General features: G+C 56.7%; 17 protein-coding genes. 11 read left to right on the top strand and 6 right to left on the bottom strand.

What is annotated here, in order from left to right; all coding sequences use genetic code 11:
* Nucleotides 1-5 precede the first annotated feature (5 nt).
* Nucleotides 6-1553 carry a Re/Si-specific NAD(P)(+) transhydrogenase subunit alpha gene (locus ACXAD0_RS06690; RefSeq protein ID WP_475087595.1) on the bottom strand — a complete coding sequence of 516 codons (1548 nt, stop codon included), beginning with the start codon at nucleotides 1551-1553 and terminating at the stop codon, nucleotides 6-8.
* A gap of 713 nt (nucleotides 1554-2266) precedes the next feature.
* On the opposite strand from ACXAD0_RS06690, the gene ACXAD0_RS06685 reads away from it, so the two are divergent.
* The 8 genes from ACXAD0_RS06685 to ACXAD0_RS06650 all read left to right on the top strand — a co-directional run bounded on the left by ACXAD0_RS06685 (nucleotide 2267) and on the right by ACXAD0_RS06650 (nucleotide 14085).
* Nucleotides 2267-2851, top strand: coding sequence for an ANTAR domain-containing response regulator (locus tag ACXAD0_RS06685; RefSeq protein WP_475087594.1), 585 nt, complete (start codon nucleotides 2267-2269; stop codon nucleotides 2849-2851).
* Between the two features lie 6 nt (nucleotides 2852-2857).
* On the top strand, nucleotides 2858-3934 hold the full coding sequence (locus ACXAD0_RS06680) for a CmpA/NrtA family ABC transporter substrate-binding protein (RefSeq protein ID WP_475087593.1): 1077 nt from the start codon (nucleotides 2858-2860) through the stop codon (nucleotides 3932-3934).
* A gap of 410 nt (nucleotides 3935-4344) precedes the next feature.
* Nucleotides 4345-5811: a NarK family nitrate/nitrite MFS transporter gene (locus tag ACXAD0_RS06675; RefSeq protein ID WP_475087592.1), complete on the top strand. Its 1467-nt coding sequence runs from the start codon at nucleotides 4345-4347 to the stop codon at nucleotides 5809-5811.
* Nucleotides 5812-5873: 62 nt separating this feature from the next.
* Complete coding sequence (locus ACXAD0_RS06670; RefSeq protein WP_475087591.1) at nucleotides 5874-7619, top strand: bifunctional protein-serine/threonine kinase/phosphatase; 1746 nt, start codon at nucleotides 5874-5876, stop codon at nucleotides 7617-7619.
* A 399-nt stretch (nucleotides 7620-8018) separates the two neighbouring features.
* On the top strand, nucleotides 8019-10592 hold the full coding sequence (gene nirB, locus ACXAD0_RS06665; RefSeq protein ID WP_475087590.1) for a nitrite reductase large subunit NirB: 2574 nt from the start codon (nucleotides 8019-8021) through the stop codon (nucleotides 10590-10592).
* Nucleotides 10593-10641: 49 nt separating this feature from the next.
* The gene (gene nirD / locus ACXAD0_RS06660) at nucleotides 10642-10998 is read left to right on the top strand and encodes a nitrite reductase small subunit NirD (RefSeq protein WP_475087589.1); all 357 of its coding nucleotides are present in this window, start codon (nucleotides 10642-10644) and stop codon (nucleotides 10996-10998) included.
* 24 nt (nucleotides 10999-11022) lie between these two features.
* The gene (locus tag ACXAD0_RS06655) at nucleotides 11023-13719 is read left to right on the top strand and encodes a nitrate reductase (protein WP_475087588.1); all 2697 of its coding nucleotides are present in this window, start codon (nucleotides 11023-11025) and stop codon (nucleotides 13717-13719) included.
* Nucleotides 13720-13788: 69 nt separating this feature from the next.
* Nucleotides 13789-14085 (top strand): antibiotic biosynthesis monooxygenase family protein, encoded by a 297-nt coding sequence (locus tag ACXAD0_RS06650; RefSeq protein ID WP_475087587.1) that lies wholly within the window; start codon nucleotides 13789-13791, stop codon nucleotides 14083-14085.
* A gap of 21 nt (nucleotides 14086-14106) precedes the next feature.
* Here the strand turns inward: ACXAD0_RS06650 and soxR are convergent, their stop codons facing one another.
* Nucleotides 14107-14574: a redox-sensitive transcriptional activator SoxR gene (gene soxR, locus ACXAD0_RS06645; RefSeq protein WP_475087586.1), complete on the bottom strand. Its 468-nt coding sequence runs from the start codon at nucleotides 14572-14574 to the stop codon at nucleotides 14107-14109.
* A gap of 179 nt (nucleotides 14575-14753) precedes the next feature.
* Between soxR and ACXAD0_RS06640 the strand changes: the two genes are divergently transcribed.
* From ACXAD0_RS06640 to ACXAD0_RS06630, 3 genes are read left to right on the top strand one after another with little or no spacing between them, the layout of a single operon-like run.
* A complete protein-coding gene (locus tag ACXAD0_RS06640) occupies nucleotides 14754-14981 on the top strand; it encodes a hypothetical protein (protein ID WP_475087585.1) in 228 nt (75 codons plus the stop codon).
* Nucleotides 14982-15012: 31 nt separating this feature from the next.
* A complete protein-coding gene (locus ACXAD0_RS06635) occupies nucleotides 15013-15969 on the top strand; it encodes an ABC transporter ATP-binding protein (RefSeq protein ID WP_475087584.1) in 957 nt (318 codons plus the stop codon).
* The gene (locus ACXAD0_RS06630; RefSeq protein WP_475087583.1) at nucleotides 15969-16730 is read left to right on the top strand and encodes an ABC transporter permease; all 762 of its coding nucleotides are present in this window, start codon (nucleotides 15969-15971) and stop codon (nucleotides 16728-16730) included. The genes ACXAD0_RS06635 and ACXAD0_RS06630 overlap by 1 nt, the downstream gene beginning before the upstream one ends.
* A gap of 51 nt (nucleotides 16731-16781) precedes the next feature.
* Here ACXAD0_RS06630 and ACXAD0_RS06625 read toward each other — a convergent pair whose 3' ends face one another.
* From ACXAD0_RS06625 to ACXAD0_RS06610, 4 genes are all read right to left on the bottom strand, one after another.
* Entirely contained in the window at nucleotides 16782-17693 is a 912-nt protein-coding gene (locus tag ACXAD0_RS06625) for an MBL fold metallo-hydrolase (RefSeq protein WP_475087582.1), read from the bottom strand.
* Nucleotides 17694-17770: 77 nt separating this feature from the next.
* Nucleotides 17771-18694: a glycerophosphodiester phosphodiesterase family protein gene (locus tag ACXAD0_RS06620; RefSeq protein WP_475087581.1), complete on the bottom strand. Its 924-nt coding sequence runs from the start codon at nucleotides 18692-18694 to the stop codon at nucleotides 17771-17773.
* Nucleotides 18695-18788: 94 nt separating this feature from the next.
* Nucleotides 18789-19439 (bottom strand): VWA domain-containing protein, encoded by a 651-nt coding sequence (locus ACXAD0_RS06615; protein ID WP_475087580.1) that lies wholly within the window; start codon nucleotides 19437-19439, stop codon nucleotides 18789-18791.
* The gene (locus ACXAD0_RS06610) at nucleotides 19439-20848 is read right to left on the bottom strand and encodes a hypothetical protein (protein WP_475087579.1); all 1410 of its coding nucleotides are present in this window, start codon (nucleotides 20846-20848) and stop codon (nucleotides 19439-19441) included. Before ACXAD0_RS06610 ends, ACXAD0_RS06615 begins: the two co-directional genes overlap by 1 nt.
* Between the last annotated feature and the right edge of the window lie 527 nt (nucleotides 20849-21375).

Here is a 21375-nt window from a genome sequence, read left to right as displayed (position 1 = left end):
CCCAATCAACGACGGAACATTTTCAACATGCGGTAGGTCACGAAGAAACCACCGAATATATTGATACTCGCAACGAGTACCGCAATAAAGGCCAGGACCGTCACCAGGCCGGATCCCGTTGACCCCACCTGGAGGAGCGCGCCCACCACAACAATGCCCGAAATCGCATTGGTCACACTCATCAACGGTGTGTGCAACGCGTGCGTCACATTCCAGATCACCTGCCAGCCGACAAAAATAGCCAGAACGAAAACCGTGAAGTGCGAAACAAAATCGGCCGGCGCAACGCGTCCCAACCAGAGCAGCAAGGCTCCGGCCACCGCCCAAAAGGCGAAGATCGACAACGGCGATGTTTTCTTGGATTCTGTAACCGCTGGTTCAGCCACTTTGGGCTCTGGCGCTTTGGCCGCGGCGGGCGCAGCAGACAGCTTCGGAGCGGGGGGTGGCCAGGTGATTTCTCCAGCCTTGACGACTGTGGCACCACGCAGAACCTCATCTTCGAAATCGATATTGATTTCACCATTCTTTTCCGGGCTCAACTCGCTGAGCAGATGGAACAGATTGGTTGCATAGAGGTTGGAGGACTGAGTCGCTGCACGACTGGGCAGATTGGTGTAGCCGATTACCGTTACACCACTTTCTACTACCTTCTCTTCCGCAACCGTGTAATCACAGTTGCCGCCATTTTCTGCCGCCAGGTCGACGACGACAGAACCGTCTGCCATCGCATCCACCATATCAGCCAACCACAACTTCGGCGCAGGCTTTCCGGGAATCAACGCAGTGGTAATAACAATGTCAACTTCCTTGGCCTGCTCGCGGAACAGCGCCATTTCTGCATCGATGAACGCTTTTGACATCTCTTTGGCATAGCCGCCCTGGCCGGAACCTTCTTCCTCGATTTCCACCGTCAGGAATTCGGCCCCCATCGACTCGACCTGCTCACGTACTTCGGCACGGGTATCGAAGGCGCGCACCACCGCCCCCATTCCCTTGGCAGTACCAATGGCCGACAAGCCCGCAACACCAGCGCCAATCACCAGTACTTTTGCCGGTGGGATTTTCCCCGCCGCAGTAATCTGTCCGGTGAAGAAGCGACCGAAGTTATGTGCGGCTTCGATGACGGCACGATAGCCGGCAATATTCGCCATGGAACTGAGCGCATCCATTTTCTGCGCACGGGATATCCGCGGAACCGACTCGACAGCAAGCGCATTAATATTGCGTTCAGCCAGTTGCTGCAGCAGCTCGCCATTTTGTGCGGGTTTCAGGAAGGAGATGAGAGTCGCCCCTGCGGGAATCAACTCCAGCTCTTCTGCATTGGGAGCCTGCACCTTGAGTACCAGCCCCGCACCTTCCATGCAGCTGGTGAAACTCTCGCGAATTTCGGCTCCAGCCTCTCGATAGGCGTCATCCGGGTAACTGGCTTCTACACCAGCACCGGACTCCACGACCACATCAAATCCCAACCCCCGCAATCGGCGAACACTATCGGGGGTGGCCGCAACGCGCGCCTCCCCGGAGGCCGATTCTTTCGGAATAGCAATAATCACCAGATATCTCCGTCGTTGTTTGTTTTGACTTCCCGCTACCGACCATTTTTCACGGAAGGTGCTCAGAGAATTCCTCACACACTTCACTCCAGGGCTTTTTCACAATTGAACGCGGAGGAGTCGCAACGACTTGCTTCCACATCACTACATGAAAAGGGCAGACCGCCACTGCTTCACCCTGGATAAAAAAAGGATACGGACTACAGCAAAAATTTATATTCGATCCAAATTTCGTCGAACAACGTAACGACTAACGAAACCTGGGAACAATTAACCAAAGTAATCACCCCCATACTAAAAAACAATTTTCAATAAGGGGAGAAATAGTGTAGAAAGGGAAGTTTTTTGCGCCGGAAAAACAGCGAATTGGGAGGAAGCGTGAAGACTTTTTAAGCAGAAAAAGCAGCGAAGACCATAGCCTCGCCGAATAGTGGGAATAGATTACCCCAATTAGATTCAATTGCAACTAAGCTGCCTGACCAATCATTATTTTTTTATCCCGCCCGTTCACAAACCCCACATACCCCAAAGCCACCAACATCGCCCCGCGCGAATAGCAAAGCTCCCCCAAACAGCATTCACCCGGGAAAAGTGATCACTAATTGCCGCTTCAATGGCACCAATCTTGCTTTGACTCCCATACAAGAAAAGCAATTTGCGAAACTACACGCCAATCCCAGCGACGATTGATTACCGGAACGACACCCCAATTCATGAGCAAGCCCCTAGGTATTATGTTGGTAGACGATCAGCCCGAGCGGGCGCAGATGGTCACCCAGCAGCTGCAGGTCGCGGGCTACGAGTTACTGATCCACTTGACCAGCGCCAACGGGCTGCTGCAGCAGGTCGACACCCATCGACCAGATATCGTGTTAATCGATATTGAATCACCGGATCGGGACATTCTCGAAAGCCTCGCCATCATCCACCGGCAACACCCGATGCCGGTTGCCATGTTCTCGCCACGTGGCGATGCAGACTTCATTGCTCGCGCCGTTGAATCTGGCGTCAGCGCATATATGGCTGAAGGGCTGTGTGCGGATCGCGTCGCCCCGGCTATCGAAATCGCCATGGCACAATTCCGCAGTTATCAACAGCTGCGCAAATCTCTCGAAGCAACCCAGCAACAGCTCGACGAACGCAAAGCCGTTGAGCGGGCAAAAGGATTGCTGATGGCAAGTAAGAACCTTAGCGAAGATGCCGCCCACAAGACCCTGCGTACGCTCGCCATGAACAGTAACTCCACCATGCTCGCCGTGGCGGAACAGATCATTCAACACCTGCAACCCAAGCTGTAAGTCGCTATGCCGTCAAAAAGTTCGCTCACTCCCGAAAAGAATCGATTGAAACTGCTCTATCTGCGACTGACGGATAGCGCCCCTCTGGTCGTCGCCAGGGAAATGGGATTCTTTGAAAAATTCGGTCTCGAAGTCGAGCTGCAACAGGAGACCTCCTGGGCCACCCTGCGTGACAAATTGATAGGGGGCACTGCCGATGCCGCGGCAATGCTTGCACCAATGGCCCTCACCCTGCAGCAGACCCTGCCGCAATGCCGCGAATCCCTTGTCAGCGGGCTGATCATGAGCTGCAATGGCAATGCGATCACCCTGTCCTCGCCACTCTTTAACGCGCTAGGTAAAGACGGAAACACCAGTGCCGCCGGCAGCGCACTGGCAACGCACTTGCACAATCGCTCCCCCGGCGCTCCGCCGTTGCGTTTCGCCACCGTTTACCCATTCTCCAGCCATACCCTGCAGCTCCGTCACTGGCTGAGAACCTCCGGGATTGATCCCAATACGGAAATCGAGCTCCAGGTGTTGCCTCCTGAGCAGATGGTGTCCCACTTACGCGCAGGCGATATCGACGGCTGCTGTGTCGGCGAACCCTGGAACTCCCTCGCAGCCCAGGAGGGCAGCGGCGCGATCGCCGCAACCTGCAACACACTGATGCCGGGCATGCCTGAGAAAGTCCTCGCGGTAACCTCGAGCTGGCATGAAGCCAACCCGGCAACGCACCTCGCGCTGCGCGCAGCATTGCTGGAAGCGTGCGCGCATCTTAACGATCAATCGCAGCGACGCGATGCGGCGGGCTTACTCGCCAGAGAGGAGTTTCTCGATCTGCCGGAAAATGCGATCGCTGCATCGTTCGGTACCGACGACAGCAACGCTCAACGCAAAGACCTTCACGAGCAGGGCGGCTGGCACCTGTTCGCGCACCCGGATTCCGATATCGGCCGCCCAACCGCGACTAAAGCGCGGGAGCTGCTCGCGCTCTGCAATGAAATCGCCCCGGTAAGCAGCGATGACAGTGAGACTTTTCGTGATGACCTATATCAGCAGACGCTGGACTTTCTGTCGCGCAGCCGCTGCACCAATAGTTAACACCGCTTCACCCATATGCCCCAAGACGGATCACCGGCACCTTGCCAGTGATCCCACTTGCGACTCCCGCACCAAGATCAAACGTCACCGGCTGCTACCCCCGCACCCCAATACGCCTCAAGCGATATCACGCACCAGAACGCGGCGAAGCCAGAGCGACGCCCAACAATGGCACAGTAATTGAATGCACCGTGGTGCATGACTGAAGTTACCCGTGCCTGCTTCTAGCGCATCCGGCAAACTGCAATGGCTGCAGAATGCCCGAGACCGGTGCCAACGCACCAAAACAACTGCGCAGATCTTTTCCTGGCAACCGCTTCAGACCGGACAACGACGTCCATCGGCCGCAGCAGTCGCTGCCCGTGGGCGCGCTCGGCCTGCGGATTTAGAATCATCAACAGGAAATGACCATGTCTAGCGATTCCTTCAACCTGTTTTCCTTCAGTGGGAAAATCAAGGTGCTCCACCTCACCTGGATTGCCTTCTTTATTACGTTTTTTGCCTGGTTTAACCACGCCCCCCTGTTGATGGCGATCGCCGATAGCCTCTCGTTGACCAGCGAGCAGGTGAAGACCCTGCTAATCCTGAATGTGGCGCTGACCATTCCTGCGCGCATCATCATCGGTATGTTGACCGATAAATATGGTCCACGCCTGACTTACTCCCTGTTACTCGCGATCGGTAGTATCCCCTGTTTCATTTTCGCCCTGGCCGACAGCTTCACTCAGGCGGCTATCGGTCGCTTCCTGCTCGGATTTATCGGCGCGGGCTTTGTAGTCGGTATTCGCATGGTGTCCGAATGGTTCCCAGCGCGCCAACTGGGCACCGCCGAGGGCATCTACGGAGGCTGGGGCAACTTTGGCTCCGCGGCGGCCGCCATGACATTACCAACAATCGCCCTGCTGTTTGGCGGCGAGGATGGCTGGCGTTATGCCATCGGCATTACCGGCGTGCTCGCTCTGGTTTACAGTGTTATCTACTACCGTTCGGTAACCGACACCCCCAAAGGCAGCACCTATTTCAAGCCCAAAAAGATTGGCGGTATGGAAGTGACCAGCCCCAGTGACTTTGTTCTGCTGCTGATTATGAAAGTCCCCATGTACGCTGCACTGGCACTGCTCACCTGGAAACTCTCACCGGCCGGCGTGGCGATGCTTTCAGAAGGCATCGCCATCGCACTGTACATTGCACTGGTACTGCTTTACCTGTATGACGCAAAGAAATGCTGGGACGTGAATCGCGAGATTTTCGTCAAGCCGGTAGACCCCATTCACCAATACCAGTTCAAGCAGGTGGCAGTGCTGAATATTCTTTACTTTGCCACCTTCGGCTCTGAGCTTGCAGTGGTCTCCATGCTGCCACTGTTCTTCTCAGAAACCTTCACGCTGGACCCGGTGAAGGCCGGCTTGCTCGCCTCTGCTTATGCGTTCATGAACCTGATGTCTCGTCCGGCTGGTGGCTTGATCAGTGACCGCTTCGGTCGCAGGAGCACATTGCTGATTCTCACGGCAGGCCTGGCAGTCGGCTACTTCACCATGAGCATGATCAATGCGGAATGGCCACTCTACCTGGCCGTCGCCGCAGCCATGGCATGTTCATTCTTCGTGCAGTCGGGCGAGGGTGCAGTGTTTGCGGTGGTGCCGCTCATCAAGCGACGCCTGACCGGACAGATTGCAGGAATGACCGGCGCCTACGGCAATGTCGGCGCAGTGTTTTACCTGACCGTACTCAGCATGGTGTCTTACCAGGCCTTCTTTATGGTGATTGCGGCGACCGCGGTACTCGGTTTCTTTGCCCTGTTGCTGCTCGAAGAACCGGAAGGCCAGATGGCTGAAGTGATGCCCGATGGCAGCGTCTCGATGATTGATGTAGCCTGACGGCCACTCAACGGGTGCCGGCCGGACCGGCACCCGCCTCTCAGCTTCAACAGCAGATTCCCGTGACCCAGTCGACCTACCAGCCCGAAGTAGCCACTGACGAAAGTCATCCCACGACCGACGCACTGCAATTTGCCAGCGCTTCGGATCGGGGACGCAAGTCACGCAACGACGATGCCTGCGCGGTGTATCCGGCGCGGGGCAGCGAGAGAAGCTATCGCGGCTCTCTGGCGGTAATCGCTGATGGCGTTGGCAGTGCTGAAGCGGGCGGCGAGGCCGCAAGGGCCGCAGTAGGCGGGTTTATTGCAGATTATTACAGCACCCCGGATTCGTGGTCGGTCAAACAAGCCGCTGCCCGGGTTCTGCAGGCCTTGAACGGTTGGCTATATCGACAAAGTGGAGGTTCCGACCAGATACAAAAGGGATGGCTCACCACATTCTCTGCTGTCATTTGCAAAGGTGGCAGCGCGCATCTGATACATATCGGGGACTCCCGTATTTATCGCCTGCGCGACGGTCATCTCGAATGCCTCAGTCGGGACCATAGCCGCACCGTCGGACCCAGTCGCACCTTCCTGAGTCGGGCACTGGGGATGGACTCCCATATCGAGGTGGACTATCGCCGTGAACCTTTGGAGCCGGGTGACCTGTTCTGCATCACGACCGATGGCATACACGATTTTCTCACCCGGGAGCAAATGGAAGCCATCATTAGCGAACATGCGCTGGAGGCGGCACCAGCGCTCATGGCCACCGCCCTCGAAAATGGTAGCCACGACAACCTGAGCGTCGCGTTTTGCAGGGTTAATCATGTTGAGGAAAGGCACAGCGATGACCTGCTGGCGGTCGCGCGTGAACTCCCCTTCCCGCCACCGATGCGCGCCGGTAATCGCATCGATGGCTATCTGATCCTGCAGGAGCTACACGCAAGCAGTCGCAGCCATCTTTATCTGGTGCGCGATAGCGAAACCGATCAACTGCGTGTTCTCAAAGCGCCCTCCGAGAACTTTATCGACGATCCCGCCTACATTGAACGGTTTATTGCCGAAGAATGGACGGGCCGAAGGCTCGATCATCCGGGCATTGTACGCGTCTACCCACCTAACCCGGAGCGTCGGTTTCTCTATCACATTCTCGAGTATGTGGAGGGGGACAACCTTCGCCAGTGGATGGAGCTCAATCCCTCACCAACCCTGGAATCGGTTCGCGATCTGATCGGGCAGCTGGTCAGCGCACTGCGTCGGCTGCAGCGCCTCGAGATTGTGCATGGCGATCTGAAACCCGAAAACATCATGATCGACCGACAGGGCAGACTAAAGCTGGTCGACCTCGGCGGCGCAGAGTCAGCGGGCCTGCGCGATCTGCTTCGCCACCAGGAAGACGTCCCCGCAGGAACCAAAAACTATTGCGCACCGGAGTATTTTTTCGGTGAACAGAGCGGCCACTATTCCGATATATTTTCTGTGGGCGTGATTTGCTATGAGCTCCTGAGCGGGCAGTATCCTTACCAGGAACGGTTCGGCAGCCGGCACTATCAGCTGAAGAACTACGCAACGCTGCAATATACAAGCATCCGCAAGTATCGCGATGACCTGCCAGAATGGATTGATGGCGCGCTCGCGCGTGCCTGCGCACCGGATCCCCGCAAACGCTATCCTGCCCTGTCCGAGTTTCAACACGACCTGCAACATCCCAACCCACAGTTTCAGCGTGAACAGGCCGCCCCGTTACTGGAACGTAATCCGCTGCTGTTCTGGCAGCTCGCGACGTTGTTTGCACTCTTGTCGCACCTCCTCTACTTTTTTTAATCCCTGCCATACTGTCGGGCATCACTGGCTGGCATCCATAGCAAACAGCTCCCCGCACCAACTTCATGCACCGCGTGTCAATTTTGGTGCACTCTCGATGATTGCTGTTGGGTAAGACTGTGCCGAATGGCTGGTGTCATCTCGAACGCGATCACTTCGCGACACAACTTGTCACCGCGCGGGCCGGCGTGGTTCGTACCCTGCATCCCATTCCCTGGCCGGATCCCGTCGACTGGCCTATCGAGGTTGGCATAAAGATTGTATTGAATTTGCCACAATCCAATCTTTTTCAGCGAGGCAACGGCGCCTGCACTCTTCGGCAGAAGAGGGGACAGCCGTGCTAGATCGCCGCTCCGCCCTTCCCTCTGCCGTGATTACCAGACAGCAACGGCAGAAATTATGGTTAAGCAAAAAATCGTCGTCATCGGCAATGGCATGGTGGGCCACCACTTCCTGGAGCAACTGGCCAGCCGCCCCGAACGTGATCAATTCGACGTTACCGTTTTTTGTGCGGAACCCCGCCCGGCCTATGACCGCGTGCACCTTTCCGAGTATTTTGGCGGTCGCAGCGCCGACGACCTCGCGATGGGCAAGGTCGATATGTATCGGGAGTGGGGTTACGACCTCCGCCTGAACGACACCGCCACCCACATCGACCGCGCGGCAAAAACGGTTACCGCCGAGAGTGGCGCAGTCGAAAACTATGATTACCTGGTACTGGCTACCGGTTCCTATCCATTTGTTCCCCCTATCCCCGGCGGCGATCATGAGCGCTGCTTTGTCTACCGCACCATCGAAGACCTGGATGCCATCAAGGCGGCAGCGGACGGCGGCAAGTCTGGCGTGGTGGTCGGCGGCGGGCTTCTCGGGCTCGAAGCGGCAAACGCCCTCAAGCAACTGGGTCTAGAAGCCCATGTGGTGGAGTTTGCCCCAGGCCTGATGTCTGTGCAGCTGGACGAAGGCGGTTCCAATCTTCTCAAGGACAAGATCGAAGCGCTGGGAGTCACCGTCCATACCAGTACGGCGACCGAACTGATTGAAGAAAAAGACGGCCAGCTGCGTATGCAGTTCAAGGGTGATCGTGAACTGCACACCGACCTGATTGTATTTTCCGCAGGTATCCGCCCCGAGGACAAACTGGCCGGCTCGGCCGGCATCCAGCTCGGTGAGCGCGGCGGCATCGTGATCGATGATCACTGTCTGACCTCTGACCCAAATATCTTTGCTATCGGAGAATGCGCCCTTTACGACAACCGGATTTTTGGACTGGTCGCTCCGGGTTACACCATGGCCCGCACCGTCGTCGCGCGCCTGTGCGCCGAAGATAGCGCGTTTACCGGTGCAGACATGAGCACCAAACTGAAACTGCTCGGCGTCGAGGTGGGATCCATTGGCGATGCCCATGGCCGCGCCGAGGGTGCGCTGGCCATCACCTTTGTCGATGAGCAGAGTGGCGTATACAAGCGCATGATCACCGACAGCGAGGGCAAGAAGCTGCTTGGTGCTGTGCTGGTGGGTGATACCAGCGACTACGATACGCTGCTGCAATTCCACCTGAATGACATGGACCTGCCGGAAAGTCCGGAGCAACTGATTCTGCCGGCGCTGGATGGCGCCGCGCCGGCACTGGGCGCTGATGCACTGCCAGACGCAGCCTCAATTTGTTCCTGCCACAACGTCACCAAAGGCCAGATCGTCGACGCGGTTCAGGGAGGGTGCTGCTCGTTGGCAGACGTCAAGGATGCCACCAAGGCATCCACCGGCTGTGGGGGCTGTGCCGCACTGCTGAAAAATGTCGTGGACGACCAACTCGCGGCGCTGGGCGTCGAGGTCAATAACAACGTCTGCCCGCACTTTGCTTTTACCCGTCAGGAGCTCTTCCACATAGTCAAAGTGGAAGAAATCAAAACCTTTGATGAACTCCTCGATAAGCACGGTACCGGGCATGGCTGTGAGATCTGTAAACCTCTGGCGGCGTCGATCCTGGCTTCTCTGTGGAATGAACACATTCTGGAAAAACCGCATGTTGGCCTGCAGGATACCAACGACACCTTCATGGCCAATATGCAGAAAAACGGCACCTACTCCGTGGTACCGCGTATTGCGGGTGGCGAAATTACACCGGACAAACTGATTGTCCTCGGCCAGGTCGGCAAAAAGTACAACCTGTACACCAAAATTACCGGCGGTCAGCGTATCGATCTGTTTGGTGCCCGCCTGGAAGATCTGCCGGACATTTGGGGCGAGCTGATTGATGCCGGTTTCGAGACCGGGCACGCCTACGGTAAATCACTGCGTACCGTGAAGTCCTGCGTGGGCAGCACCTGGTGTCGCTACGGGGTACAGGACAGTGTCAGCATGGCACTGCACGTCGAGAACCGCTACAAGGGACTGCGCTCACCCCACAAAATCAAAATGGCCGTTTCCGGCTGTACCCGTGAGTGTGCCGAGGCACAGAGCAAGGACATTGGCGTTATTGCCACCGAGAACGGCTGGAACCTGTATGTGTGTGGCAACGGAGGAATGCGTCCGCGTCATGCCGACCTGTTCGCCACCGATCTCGATGATGAAACCCTGATTCGCTACATCGACCGAGTGCTGATGTTCTACGTCCGCACTGCCGATCGCCTGCAGCGGACCTCCGTGTGGCTGGAAAACCTCGAAGGTGGTCTCGACTACCTGAGAGAAGTCGTCATCGATGACAAGCTCGGTATTTGCGCAGAGCTGGAACAGCAGATGGCCAATGTTGTCGGCACATACCAGTGTGAATGGAAGACCGCGATCAACGACCCGGAAAAGGTCAAGCGCTTCCGCCAGTACGTCAATACCGACGCAGCCGATGAAAAAATTGTTTTCGTGGAAGAGCGTGGCCAGCCACGGCCAGCACGCCCTGAAGAAGTGGTGAAGGTCGTCACCTCGGACGAGAGCTCAGCGACCACTGCCCGCGAAGCGCTGGAAAAGGCCCTGGCGTAAGCCGGGCCGCCTCAAGCAGAACGCATCAGAAATTACTGGAGTGAAATCCATGTCTCAAATTGCCGTAACCCAAGCCGAGTGGCTGCCTGTCTGTCAGCGATCAGATCTGGTGGCCCACTCCGGGGTCTGTGTGCTTTTGGGCGATCACAGCATCGCCCTGTTTTTTATCCCGGGATCCGAGCCGTCGATATATGCTATCGATAACTGGGACCCACTCGCCAACGCTGGAGTCATCGGGCGCGGCCTGGTTGCCGAGGTAGATGGTGAGCTGACCGTTGCTTCCCCCCTGTACAAACACCATTTCGTATTGACCGATGGCCGCTGTCTGGAGGACGCAACCGTTACGTTGAGAACCTATCCGGTGATGCTCGACGGCGACACCGTCTGTATCAATTTCTCCGCCTGATCAGCCAGCAAAGACAGGGAATTTATGGGTCCGGTCGAGCAACTGCGTGCTAGTCGCACCTGCACTACTTGCCCCTACTGCGGGGTCGGTTGCGGTGTCGATGCCACCTCCGTACAAAAGGGCAATCACTCCCCTAGCGTGAACGTCACCGGAGACCCAGATCACCCGGCCAACCTAGGCCGGCTCTGTGTCAAAGGTTCTGCGCTCGGTGACACGCTGGGAGAAGAGGGACGTTTGCTGAAACCCCGACTCCGCGGCGAGGAATGCGACTGGGAGACAGCCATGCAGACGATGGCGGATGGGTTTTCCCGCACCATTGCCGAGCACGGCCCGGATTCCGTTGCGTTTTATCTCTCGGGCCAGCTACTGACGGAAGACTACTACGTCGCCAACAAACTCATGAAAGGGTTTATCGGCAGCGCCAACGTTGATACCAACTCCCGGCTGTGTATGTCGTCTGCGGTCGCCGCCTACAAGCGCGCATTCGGTGCCGATGCCGTGCCCTGCTGCTACGAGGACCTCGACCAGGCGGAACTGATTGTACTGGTCGGTTCCAATGCGGCCTGGACTCACCCCATCCTGTTCCAGCGCATGCAAGCAGCCGGGGCAAAGCTGGTGGTCATTGACCCACGCGCGACGGCTACTGCCGCGACCGCTGACCTCCATCTGCCGATTTCCCCCGGTAGCGATGCCGTCCTGTTTAATGGCCTGTTGCGTTACCTCTGGCGCAACAACCAGCTCGACCAGGGATTTATCGAGACACACTGCGACGGCTTCGAAGAAGCGCTGGCCGCTGCTGCAGATTGTGACCTGCCGACCGTTGCCCACGCCTGCGGCGTCAGCGAGGAACAGCTTTCGCGCTTCTACCAATGGTTTGTCGAACATCAACAGACGATCACGTTTTACTCTCAAGGCGTCAACCAGTCGAGCAGCGGCACCGATAAAAACAATGCGATCCTAAATTGCCATCTGGCCAGCGGCCGGGTAGGCAAGCCGGGAAGTGGACCCTTTTCCATCACCGGCCAACCCAATGCCATGGGCGGCCGGGAAGTCGGTGGACTGGCCAATATGCTCGCTGCACATATGGACTTCACCCCGGGGAGTATCGATCGTGTCGGCCGCTTCTGGCAGACCCAGCAAGTCGCGAAGCGCCCGGGACTCAAAGCCGTCGATCTCTTTGATGCGGTAGAGCGCGGCGAGATCAAGGCGATCTGGATCATGGCCACCAATCCCGCGGTGAGCATGCCGGATGCCGGCCGTGTCGCGCGGGCCCTGCGCCAGTGTCCGCTTGTCGTGGTTTCCGATTGTGTGTCTGACACCGATACAGCGCGCTGCGCCGACCTGCTGTTGCCAGCGACCACCTGGGGCGAGAAAAACGGCACCGTCACCAACTCCGAGCGGAGAATCTCACGGCAGAGAAGCTTTTTGTCGCCTCCCGGGGAAGCACGCCACGACTGGCAAATAATTTGCGATCTGGCTACACGGATGGGTTTTGGAGCACATTTCGACTTTGCCCATCCCAGCGAGATTTTTCGGGAGCATGCGACGCTGTCCGGCTTCGAGAATCAAGGTCAGCGCGCGTTCGATATTTCAGGGCTGAGCAACATTGACCGACAGCAATATGACAATCTTGTCCCGGTACAGTGGCCCGTTAACGCGCACTACCCCGATGGGTCCCAACGCCTGTTTGAGGATGGCAAGTTTTACACCCCCTCGCAGCGGGCAAATTTTATCGCTATCCATCCGCGCCTGCCGCAGCACCAGATCAGCGATGAACATCCGCTGTGGCTGAACAGCGGAAGAATGCGTGATCAATGGCATACCATGACCCGCACCGGGCGGGCACGCAACCTGCTCGACCATAGCGAGATGCCCGAAATTCAGGTGAACCCCGCAGACGCCACACCACTAGCAATCAGCGACGGGCAGCTGGTGGAGCTTCGCAGCCCCCGCGGGCGTATGCGTGGCCGCGCTGTACTCACTTCGGCGCAGAAACCCGGAGAGTTGTTTGCCCCCATCCACTGGAGTGAAACCCTCTCGCAGTTCGGGCGTGTCAGTGCGCTGGCAGAACCGGTTTTCGACCCCGTCTCCGGACAGCCGGAATTGAAACAGGTCGCGGTCTCCCTGCGGCCAATTCCAGTCGCCTCCTATGCCACTCTTATCTGTCGTCCCGCATCAGCCGCTCGGCTACAGGAATGGCTTGAGCGCAGCGAGGAGGTTCAGGAAAACGGTATCGCGCACTGGTATCGGGTGCCCTGTGACGGTGGTTTTCGCTATGAGCTGGCCCTCACCGACGCCACCGACCTGCGCGCACTGGCGGGCATGACCAAACTGCTTGTGGACACGGAAGCGGTGCGCTGGCAGCAGCTGCATATGCAATTCAGCGAACGCTGGCTGGCCCACACCGAGTCACACGCGGAGCTACTCGCGTTCAGGACCAATGACTGGCGTACACTACCGGACCGACGCGCACTGGAAAGATGGCTCGACGAGCCACTGCCGGAACAGCCCGCCCAGCTCCTGGTCAATATCCAGTCGGGTACACCGATCGTCTGTAGTTGCCTGCAGGTTTCCCGCCAACAAATTGACGACGCTATTGAAGGCGGATGTCACTCCGTGGAAGCGCTGGGTGAACAACTTGGCTGCGGCACCAACTGCGGCTCCTGTAAACCGGAGATCAGTGCACTGCTGGCGCGCAGCGGCGTTGCGATTGCGGTGTAATTACAGCGCGATCGGTTTGTGGCAGGATGACGCTTTCCCACCACCCCGGACAGAGTACAAGCGCCCTTTATGATCCTTGAAGTTGCCCACCTGCAGGTCAAGCCTGGACGCTATGCAGAGTTTGAAGCGGCCTTTGCCAGTGCGCAGGGGATCATCGCATCCATGCCAGGTTACATCGACCACCAGTTACAACAGTGTATCGAGCAGGATGGCCATTACCTGTTGCTGGTGCGCTGGCAACAGCTGTCCGATCATACCGAGGGGTTTCGGCAATCGGCGGAATACCGGCAATGGCGCAAATTGCTACATCACTTTTATGACCCCTTTCCCGAAGTGCTGCACTTCGAAGCGGTAACCCCGGCCTGAATGGCGCTATCCTGCAATGGCTTAGTCCGGACCAGCATTGAGATAGCTCGCTCCACTACCCGATCGTGATGCCTGGTCCTCCGGGTTTCTCAACGGGCAGTCCGCAAGGGAAAGACAACCGCAACCGATACAGCCCTGCAGGCGATCCCGCAGCTCAGTCAGCTGTTCGATACGCAAATCCAGCATATCCCGCCAGCTTGCAGACAGCGCAGCCCAGTCTTCCGCGGTCGGCGTCCGCTCATCGGGCAAATGGGCAAAAGCCTGGTGAATGTCCGCCAGTGGAACACCCGCGCGCTGGGCAACCTTGATCACCGCGACCCGGCGAAGAATGTCGCGTTTGTAACGTCGCTGGTTGCCAGCGTTGCGCCAGCTTTGAATCAGCCCCTTGCGCTCATAGAAATGTAATGCGGATACGGCCACGCCCGTTCGACGCGATACTTCTCCGACCGTAAGGCCCCCGCCCTGTGTTGTTACCTTTCGCGTAGACACCAGCCTGCCCCTCTCCCGGATAAATACCACTGCGCGGTCGCGAGTTGGCCCGATGGGCACGCCGCAACCGCCCTGTAATAAAAACGCGCCATCCTGCCCGCCTGGCTTGACCTTAACCTTGGTTGAGGTTTTAACCTTTCTCCCGTCAAAGTACAACCGCGTGATCAAGGAGGCTATCCATGCGCACAACACAAGATCCGAATCCGCACTGCCCGCCAAACAACCTCGCAAAGCATCCGCATACGGCACCCGGCTGGGGACAGCGGGTACTGCGCGCGCTACACTCTCTGTCCACCCGTGTCAGCAGTGGCGTCTCAACGTTTATGGCTATCCTGGCGAGCGTTGTTATCCGTTGGGCTGAGCGGGCGAAAGCCGCCTGTCCCAACAGAAACGGCTGGCAAAAGTAAAGGACGATGACTCGACAACAGGGGGACCCACGTGGAGCCAATCATCAGCATCAAGGATGTCGGCAAGACTTATCAGGGCGGATTTACTGCGCTTCGGGATGTCAGCCTCGACATTGAGAAGGGCGAGATTTTCGCACTACTGGGCCCCAACGGCGCAGGTAAAACCACGCTGATCAGTATCATTTGTGGCATCGTCAATCCCAGCTCCGGTCAGGTGTTGGCTGATGGCCATGACATCACCACCGACTACCGGGAAGCGCGCAGTAAAATTGGATTGGTGCCACAGGAACTGTCAACCGACGCCTTCGAAAGCGTCTGGGCCACGGTCACCTTCAGCCGCGGCCTGTTTGGCAAAGCGCCGGACCCGGCCTATGTCGAAAAAATCCTTCGCCAGCTTTCACTGTGGGAAAAAAAAGACAGCCGCATCATGGCGCTGTCCGGCGGCATGAAACGCAGAGTGATGATTGCCAAAGCACTATCCCACGAACCCAAAATCTTATTCCTCGATGAGCCCACCGCGGGTGTGGACGTCGAACTGCGACAGGATATGTGGCAAATGGTGCACGAGCTGCGCAATTCTGGCGTGACCATTATCCTCACCACGCACTATATCGAGGAAGCCGAGGAAATGGCTGATCGTATCGGGGTCATCAATCGCGGGCGCCTGGTACTGGTGGAAGACAAGGAAACCCTGATGCAGAGAATGGGCGAAAAAGAGCTCGGACTACATCTCGCCGAGCCTCTCGCAGAAATTCCAGCGGCGCTGGCAAATCAGCCACTGGAACTTAGCGCGGATGGGACGCACCTCACCTATCGTTTCGATACCAAACGCGGAGATACTGGCATCGCTGAACTATTACGCCAACTTAATGACGCCGACATTGATTTCCGGGACCTGCACACCCGCGAGAGTTCCCTCGAAGAAATTTTTGTCGGCCTGGTGAAAGAAGCGAGGGAAGAAGCACAGGATCAGGGAGGTCAGGCGTAATGAACTGGTATGGCATCAAGGCAATCTATAAATTCGAAATGGCGCGCACCTGGCGCACCCTGATGCAGAGTATTGCGTCCCCTATCTTGTCCACATCACTGTACTTTATCGTATTTGGCGCGGCGATCGGTTCGCGCATGGGAGAGATAGACGGCATCAGTTACGGGGCGTTTATCATTCCCGGCCTGATCATGCTATCGCTGCTGAGTGAGAGTATTTCCAACGCGGCGTTCGGTATCTTTTTCCCAAAATTTTCCGGGACCATTTACGAGGTACTGTCCGCACCAGTATCCGCGTTCGAAATTGTTGCTGGCTATGTCGGGGCCGCGGCCACGAAATCCATCATCATCGGGATACTGATTCTGATTACCGCAAAGTTCTTTGTGGATTATGAGATTCTGCATCCTTTCTGGATGATCGGTTTCCTGGTACTGACCTCACTGACGTTCAGCATGTTCGGGTTCATCATCGGTATCTGGGCGGACGATTTCCAGAAACTACAGGTAATCCCGTTAATGGTGATTGCACCGTTAACCTTTCTCGGCGGGGCCTTCTATTCGATTAACATGCTGCCGGAATTCTGGCAGAAGGTCACCCTGTTCAATCCGGTAGTCTACCTGATCAGCGGATTCCGCTGGGCGTTCTATGGAGTTTCGGATGTGAATGTGGGTGTCAGCCTGTCAATGACACTGCTGTTTCTGGTGATGTGTCTGGTGGGTATCTGGTGGATTTTCCGAACAGGCTATCGCATCAAGCCCTGAGCGGATTCAGTGATGGCACGGGAGTATCATGGCTCCCGTGCCGCGCCCTACTTACTGAGCTGTCAGGCCGTCGTAGACGATACCAGTCCAGACATCCGGCTTCATAAAGCCCTGGCCATACTTCGCATCGTAATCGGCGGTCGGCTTGGCCGCGATAACTTCCTCACGGTTCTTACCTGCGTCAATCAACTTCTGGATACGGTCGCGCAGAGTGACCAGCAGATCGCGCTGTTCTTTCAGTTCCAGCTTGTTACTCACGACACCATGACCAGGGATGATCTTGGTGTTGTCATCCGTCATGTCCAGAACCCCATCAATCGCAGAGATCAGTCCGTTGATCGAACCACCGGAGGAAAGATCAATAAACGGATAGCTGCCGTTGAAGAACGTATCCCCCATATGCAGCACATTGGCGTCCTTGAACCACACCATGGAATCCCCATCGGTATGCGCGCGAGCGATGTGTTGCACATCCACCTGTTCGCCATTCCAGTAGAATGTGGTCTTGTCGGTAAAGGTAATAACCGGCAAAGCGCCCTCAGGGGATGGTGGCACCTTGGCATTCAGTGCTTTCAGAAACTGCTCCGTGCTCATGCGCTTGCGCACATTCTCGTGAGCAACAATCAAGGCGCCCGCCTTGCCAAAATTCTCATTCCCTCCGGTATGGTCCCCATGCCAGTGAGTATTGATCACAAAGCGCACCGGCTCCGCGGTTAATTCGCGGATTGCCTGCAGGATGCGTTCACTCAGCGGGGCATACTGGTCGTCTACCATAAAGACGCCATCCTCACCGATCAGGATTGCGATATTTCCGCCGCGTCCCCTCAGCATATAGATGTTATCCGCTACCTTCTCACTGGTGATTTTGACAGACGCAAAAGGGTCATCTGCCGCATGCCCCCAGGATGAAAGACCCAACACCAGGCCCGCAAAGACCCCCTTCAGAACATGGCTACTACGCATTTTTTTCTCCTTATTCGTTGAACGCGATCCCTATTGCTACAGGCACTGTAGCGATCGACTCTGTTATCCCGGTTAGACTAACGCCCCCCGGCCCTTTCAAGCAATTCCAGCAGGCGATCGGGCCGATCTGTCACTATGCCATCCACGCCTCGCTCCAGATACTGTTGCATCTCCTCTTCGGTATTTACGGTCCAAACGGCGACATGAATCCCGAAACGATGGGCAGCGTTCAGTAGCCCCCGGGTCACCACTGGCAAGCCAAAATGGTGCATGGGTAACTGCATGGAGCGATAGCAAGGCTGCATCCAGCGATCCAGGCCGAGCAATTGCCCGGCATACAGCTTGAGCGCATCTGCAAATGCGGCACCCGTAGAGACCTCCGGGCAAATACGCCGGAATTCATCAATGACCGACTGATGGAACGAGGAGACCACCAGGCGATCGGTTGCCGCCGCAAGGCGAGCCGCTCGACACATGGCCTGTGCCGCAAGCGGGGACTTGTCCTTGAGCTCTATCACCAGCGGCAAGTCACCACTCTCCGCGAGTACCTCATCAATCGATGAGAGTGACAGGGGGTGATCGCGAAATGGAAAAGTCTCTCCGCCATCGGGGCTCCACGACTCCCCCACCCTCAGCACTTTCAGCGCTTCGAGGGTGTGCTCACGGACCAAACCACGACCGTCAGTAATACGCTCCAGGCGGTGATCATGGATCATTACCAGCTGTCCATCCGCAGTGAGATGCAGATCCAGCTCCAGTGCATCCACGCCCAGCCCCTGCATATGGCGCAGGTAGTCCAGTGTATTGCCTGGTCGCAGCCCATTGCCGCGCTCATCTCCATGGGCGATCACCAGAGGCTGCTCACGGCGATGGAAGACCGGGGGAGCCTGCGCAATGTCATCAGCAATGGATTGCGAACGACCGAACAGACTGGAAAGCGCGGCGACCAGCGACAACACCAGTACCACGGCGACGATCAACGAGAACAACAGCCACGCCATCTTTCTGCCCCCTTGAAATACAAAAGCCCCTGACGAGCACTCTGCTTACCCGTCCGGGGCACACCGTGCCATTCGGATCGTCAGGATCCCTTCACTATCTTGGCGGCAACAGTTTCTCGAGCTGCTCCAGGTCATTGACCAGTTGCCAGCTGCCACCACTCTCCTCAACCCTGGCCTGCCACGCGTCGAGGCGAGCCAAGTACTCGTTGGGATCCAGGTTATCGCTGCTCAACTTGGTAACATTGAGCGCAACCAGATGCACATTATCCAGCGCGAGCGGTACATCCCGGTTATACCCGGCTTTCAGGTCTTCCTTCAGATCAGAGAACACGAGTATCGTCTTGCGCCCCGGCTGCTTCTCATTGAGATACTCAATCGCCTGCAGTAATCCGCCCGTAATATCGGTATGCGAAGACGGCCTCACTTCACTGACAAAACTGGAAACAGACTGATGGAACGCTTTCTTTTGCTGATTGGTAATACTGGGGCGGTCATCGAAGGTCGCCTTGGCAACAATATTCTTCTCGCTGAAACTCGCCGTATTGATACTGGCAACCGCGAAACTGTCTCCAGGCTGTAATCGAGCCAGCGTGTAATTAATTACCTGCTGCGCCTTGCCGAGTTCTTCCGTGTAGGTGCCAGAGGTATCAACCAGCATATAGACGCCCTGGTTGCGTGCCGGCGACGGACCGCAACCACTGCTGAGGATGCCCAGGGCCAATAACAGCCATCCGAATTTTTGCATTAGCCCGCCTCCCCGGTTGAAACATTTCGTTCCGACTCAGCGCGCCACATGTGGTAGCGCTGCTCCAGCCACAAGGGGAAGAAGATCACGATATCGTATGCCTTGATGGCCATGGTGCCGATTCTCAGGGACGCGGCCCCCAGCAGCCGCAGCATGACCGCGAGAATACGGAGTACAAACGCGCTGACAATACCAATGACGGTGCGGGCGGAAGCAATAAAGTTTTCCAACGGAATCGCTACAAATGTCAGGGCAAAGGGCAGGATAAAGCCAAGCCCCATTTGCGCGGCAGTGGTAATCCAGTACACGCTGCCATCCACTGCGCCAATCTCTTCACCACGCAACTGGGCACTGACTGCGAGATCCTCCTGCATCAAAATTTCGCGCATAAAGGCCAGCCCGGCTTCGACACAGGCGAGAAATGCCAACAGTCCGAACGCGGCCCACAGCATCTTCTGACGCAGTTTGTCATTCAACGACCCGATCACCGGAAACAGTCGGGTGATCCGCAGACACTCCATGACAAACAGCCCCATGGTGATCTCGGTCAGGATAATCACCAGCGCCGAGATATCGGCCATCCGAAAACTGCCGATATAGCTGGAGCCACCCACCATTTCTGTCATCGGCCTGGCAATCAGATGAAAATTCACCAGTGCCCCACCGACGGCGATGGCCAGCACAAACGCGGCAATAAAGAATTGACTGAGAGACGACGAAGACAACATACGTACCGCACGATCCGATCCCTTCAGGATCTCCTCGTACTTATCCATATGATTGTCGAGCAGTTTGGCACGCTGCAGGACAGACTCCATATGATTATTGACGCGCCCCAGAGCGGAGAGAATTGAACGCCAGTGCGGCATCATCCGCTTGAGCAACTGATGCCGCTCACGGGCAGACTCCCGAAATGCCTCCAGGGCGCGGGATTCCGCCTTTTTCATCGACTGGTGGATAATCTCCAGCACATCCCCCACCACACTATCCTGCTTGGCCGGGATTTCCGCGACTGCTTCTATCGCTTTGGTCCAGTTGGTCGGCTGTGGCGGCACCTCGGCGCTGCGCACATAGTCCTCGTCAATCGCCGTCAGTTGCTCGCAAAGACGCCGGTGCAGGGTTGGGTACTGGGCCAGATCCTTCTTGACGGTCTGCTCGATGCGGTCGAACTCCCGTTCTATATGACGCTCCGAAGCCTCACGGCCCGCTGCCAGCAGCACCTCCCGATTGCGCTCCTGAAGCCGGGACTCCGCAGCGGATACGGCATTGGCGCCAATCCGTAATGCGTGGTGAAAAAAGCGCGCCATGGCCATCATCCCTTGATGTACCGGTTTGCGCGCGAGAAACAACGCCACCAGAATCAGGGCAAACCAAACCCCTAGCGGCAGGTTAGTCAGGTAATCTGTCATGGATTCCCTCCCATTGGTTTTGAATCCTGTCCATCGTAACAGCACTTTGCCTCCGCGGCGCAAAATAAATCACACTCGCAAACATCCGGGAGACCGCGCATCTGCCCCGTCACGTCTATATCAACTTTCTTACACCCGAGCATCTGGTTCCCTGCGAATTCTTCAGAGCTGATACCGGGTCTGCTCTGTATGTCACAGCCCGATCAATATCGCTTTCCCTTTGGCGGCCAAACAGCTGCGAATCACCACAGAATTAAAATTATTTTCCGGGCGTGACAGGGAATCCCTTCATGAGAAAAAAATCCCACAGGGTATTCACCTCCCATTCATCCATTTTCGAAAAAACGGTCGGCAGACTGCCGTTTTTCAAAGACTTAGTTATGTCACACTTTTTTACGTGCACGACCGACAAGCGGCTACACTGCAAACTATCTTCTCAGCAGATGAGAAATTCATCTTGGGTTGATGTTGAAACAAGAGACGCGCGGCGGGCAAAAAGTTTGGAAAAAACCTTCTTGCCAACAATG

It is taken from the genome of Microbulbifer sp. ABF4_148 (assembly GCF_056158985.1).
Note: the sequence above shows the minus strand (reverse complement) of the source record. Positions and strands in the feature narration are given on the sequence as shown.

What these genes read in the sequence shown, in the direction of transcription:
- ACXAD0_RS06630 (WP_475087583.1), top strand. Translation starts at nt 15,969, where the DNA reads ATGAACTGGTATGGCATCAAGGCAATCTATAAATTCGAAATGGCGCGC.
- ACXAD0_RS06680 (WP_475087593.1), top strand. Translation starts at nt 2,858, where the DNA reads ATGCCGTCAAAAAGTTCGCTCACTCCCGAAAAGAATCGATTGAAACTG.
- ACXAD0_RS06655 (WP_475087588.1), top strand. Translation starts at nt 11,023, where the DNA reads ATGGGTCCGGTCGAGCAACTGCGTGCTAGTCGCACCTGCACTACTTGC.
- ACXAD0_RS06625 (WP_475087582.1), bottom strand. Translation starts at nt 17,693, where the DNA reads ATGCGTAGTAGCCATGTTCTGAAGGGGGTCTTTGCGGGCCTGGTGTTG.
- ACXAD0_RS06675 (WP_475087592.1), top strand. Translation starts at nt 4,345, where the DNA reads ATGTCTAGCGATTCCTTCAACCTGTTTTCCTTCAGTGGGAAAATCAAG.
- ACXAD0_RS06610 (WP_475087579.1), bottom strand. Translation starts at nt 20,848, where the DNA reads ATGACAGATTACCTGACTAACCTGCCGCTAGGGGTTTGGTTTGCCCTG.
- ACXAD0_RS06615 (WP_475087580.1), bottom strand. Translation starts at nt 19,439, where the DNA reads ATGCAAAAATTCGGATGGCTGTTATTGGCCCTGGGCATCCTCAGCAGT.
- nirD (WP_475087589.1), top strand. Translation starts at nt 10,642, where the DNA reads ATGTCTCAAATTGCCGTAACCCAAGCCGAGTGGCTGCCTGTCTGTCAG.
- ACXAD0_RS06620 (WP_475087581.1), bottom strand. Translation starts at nt 18,694, where the DNA reads ATGGCGTGGCTGTTGTTCTCGTTGATCGTCGCCGTGGTACTGGTGTTG.
- nirB (WP_475087590.1), top strand. Translation starts at nt 8,019, where the DNA reads ATGGTTAAGCAAAAAATCGTCGTCATCGGCAATGGCATGGTGGGCCAC.
- ACXAD0_RS06640 (WP_475087585.1), top strand. Translation starts at nt 14,754, where the DNA reads ATGCGCACAACACAAGATCCGAATCCGCACTGCCCGCCAAACAACCTC.
- ACXAD0_RS06685 (WP_475087594.1), top strand. Translation starts at nt 2,267, where the DNA reads ATGAGCAAGCCCCTAGGTATTATGTTGGTAGACGATCAGCCCGAGCGG.
- ACXAD0_RS06650 (WP_475087587.1), top strand. Translation starts at nt 13,789, where the DNA reads ATGATCCTTGAAGTTGCCCACCTGCAGGTCAAGCCTGGACGCTATGCA.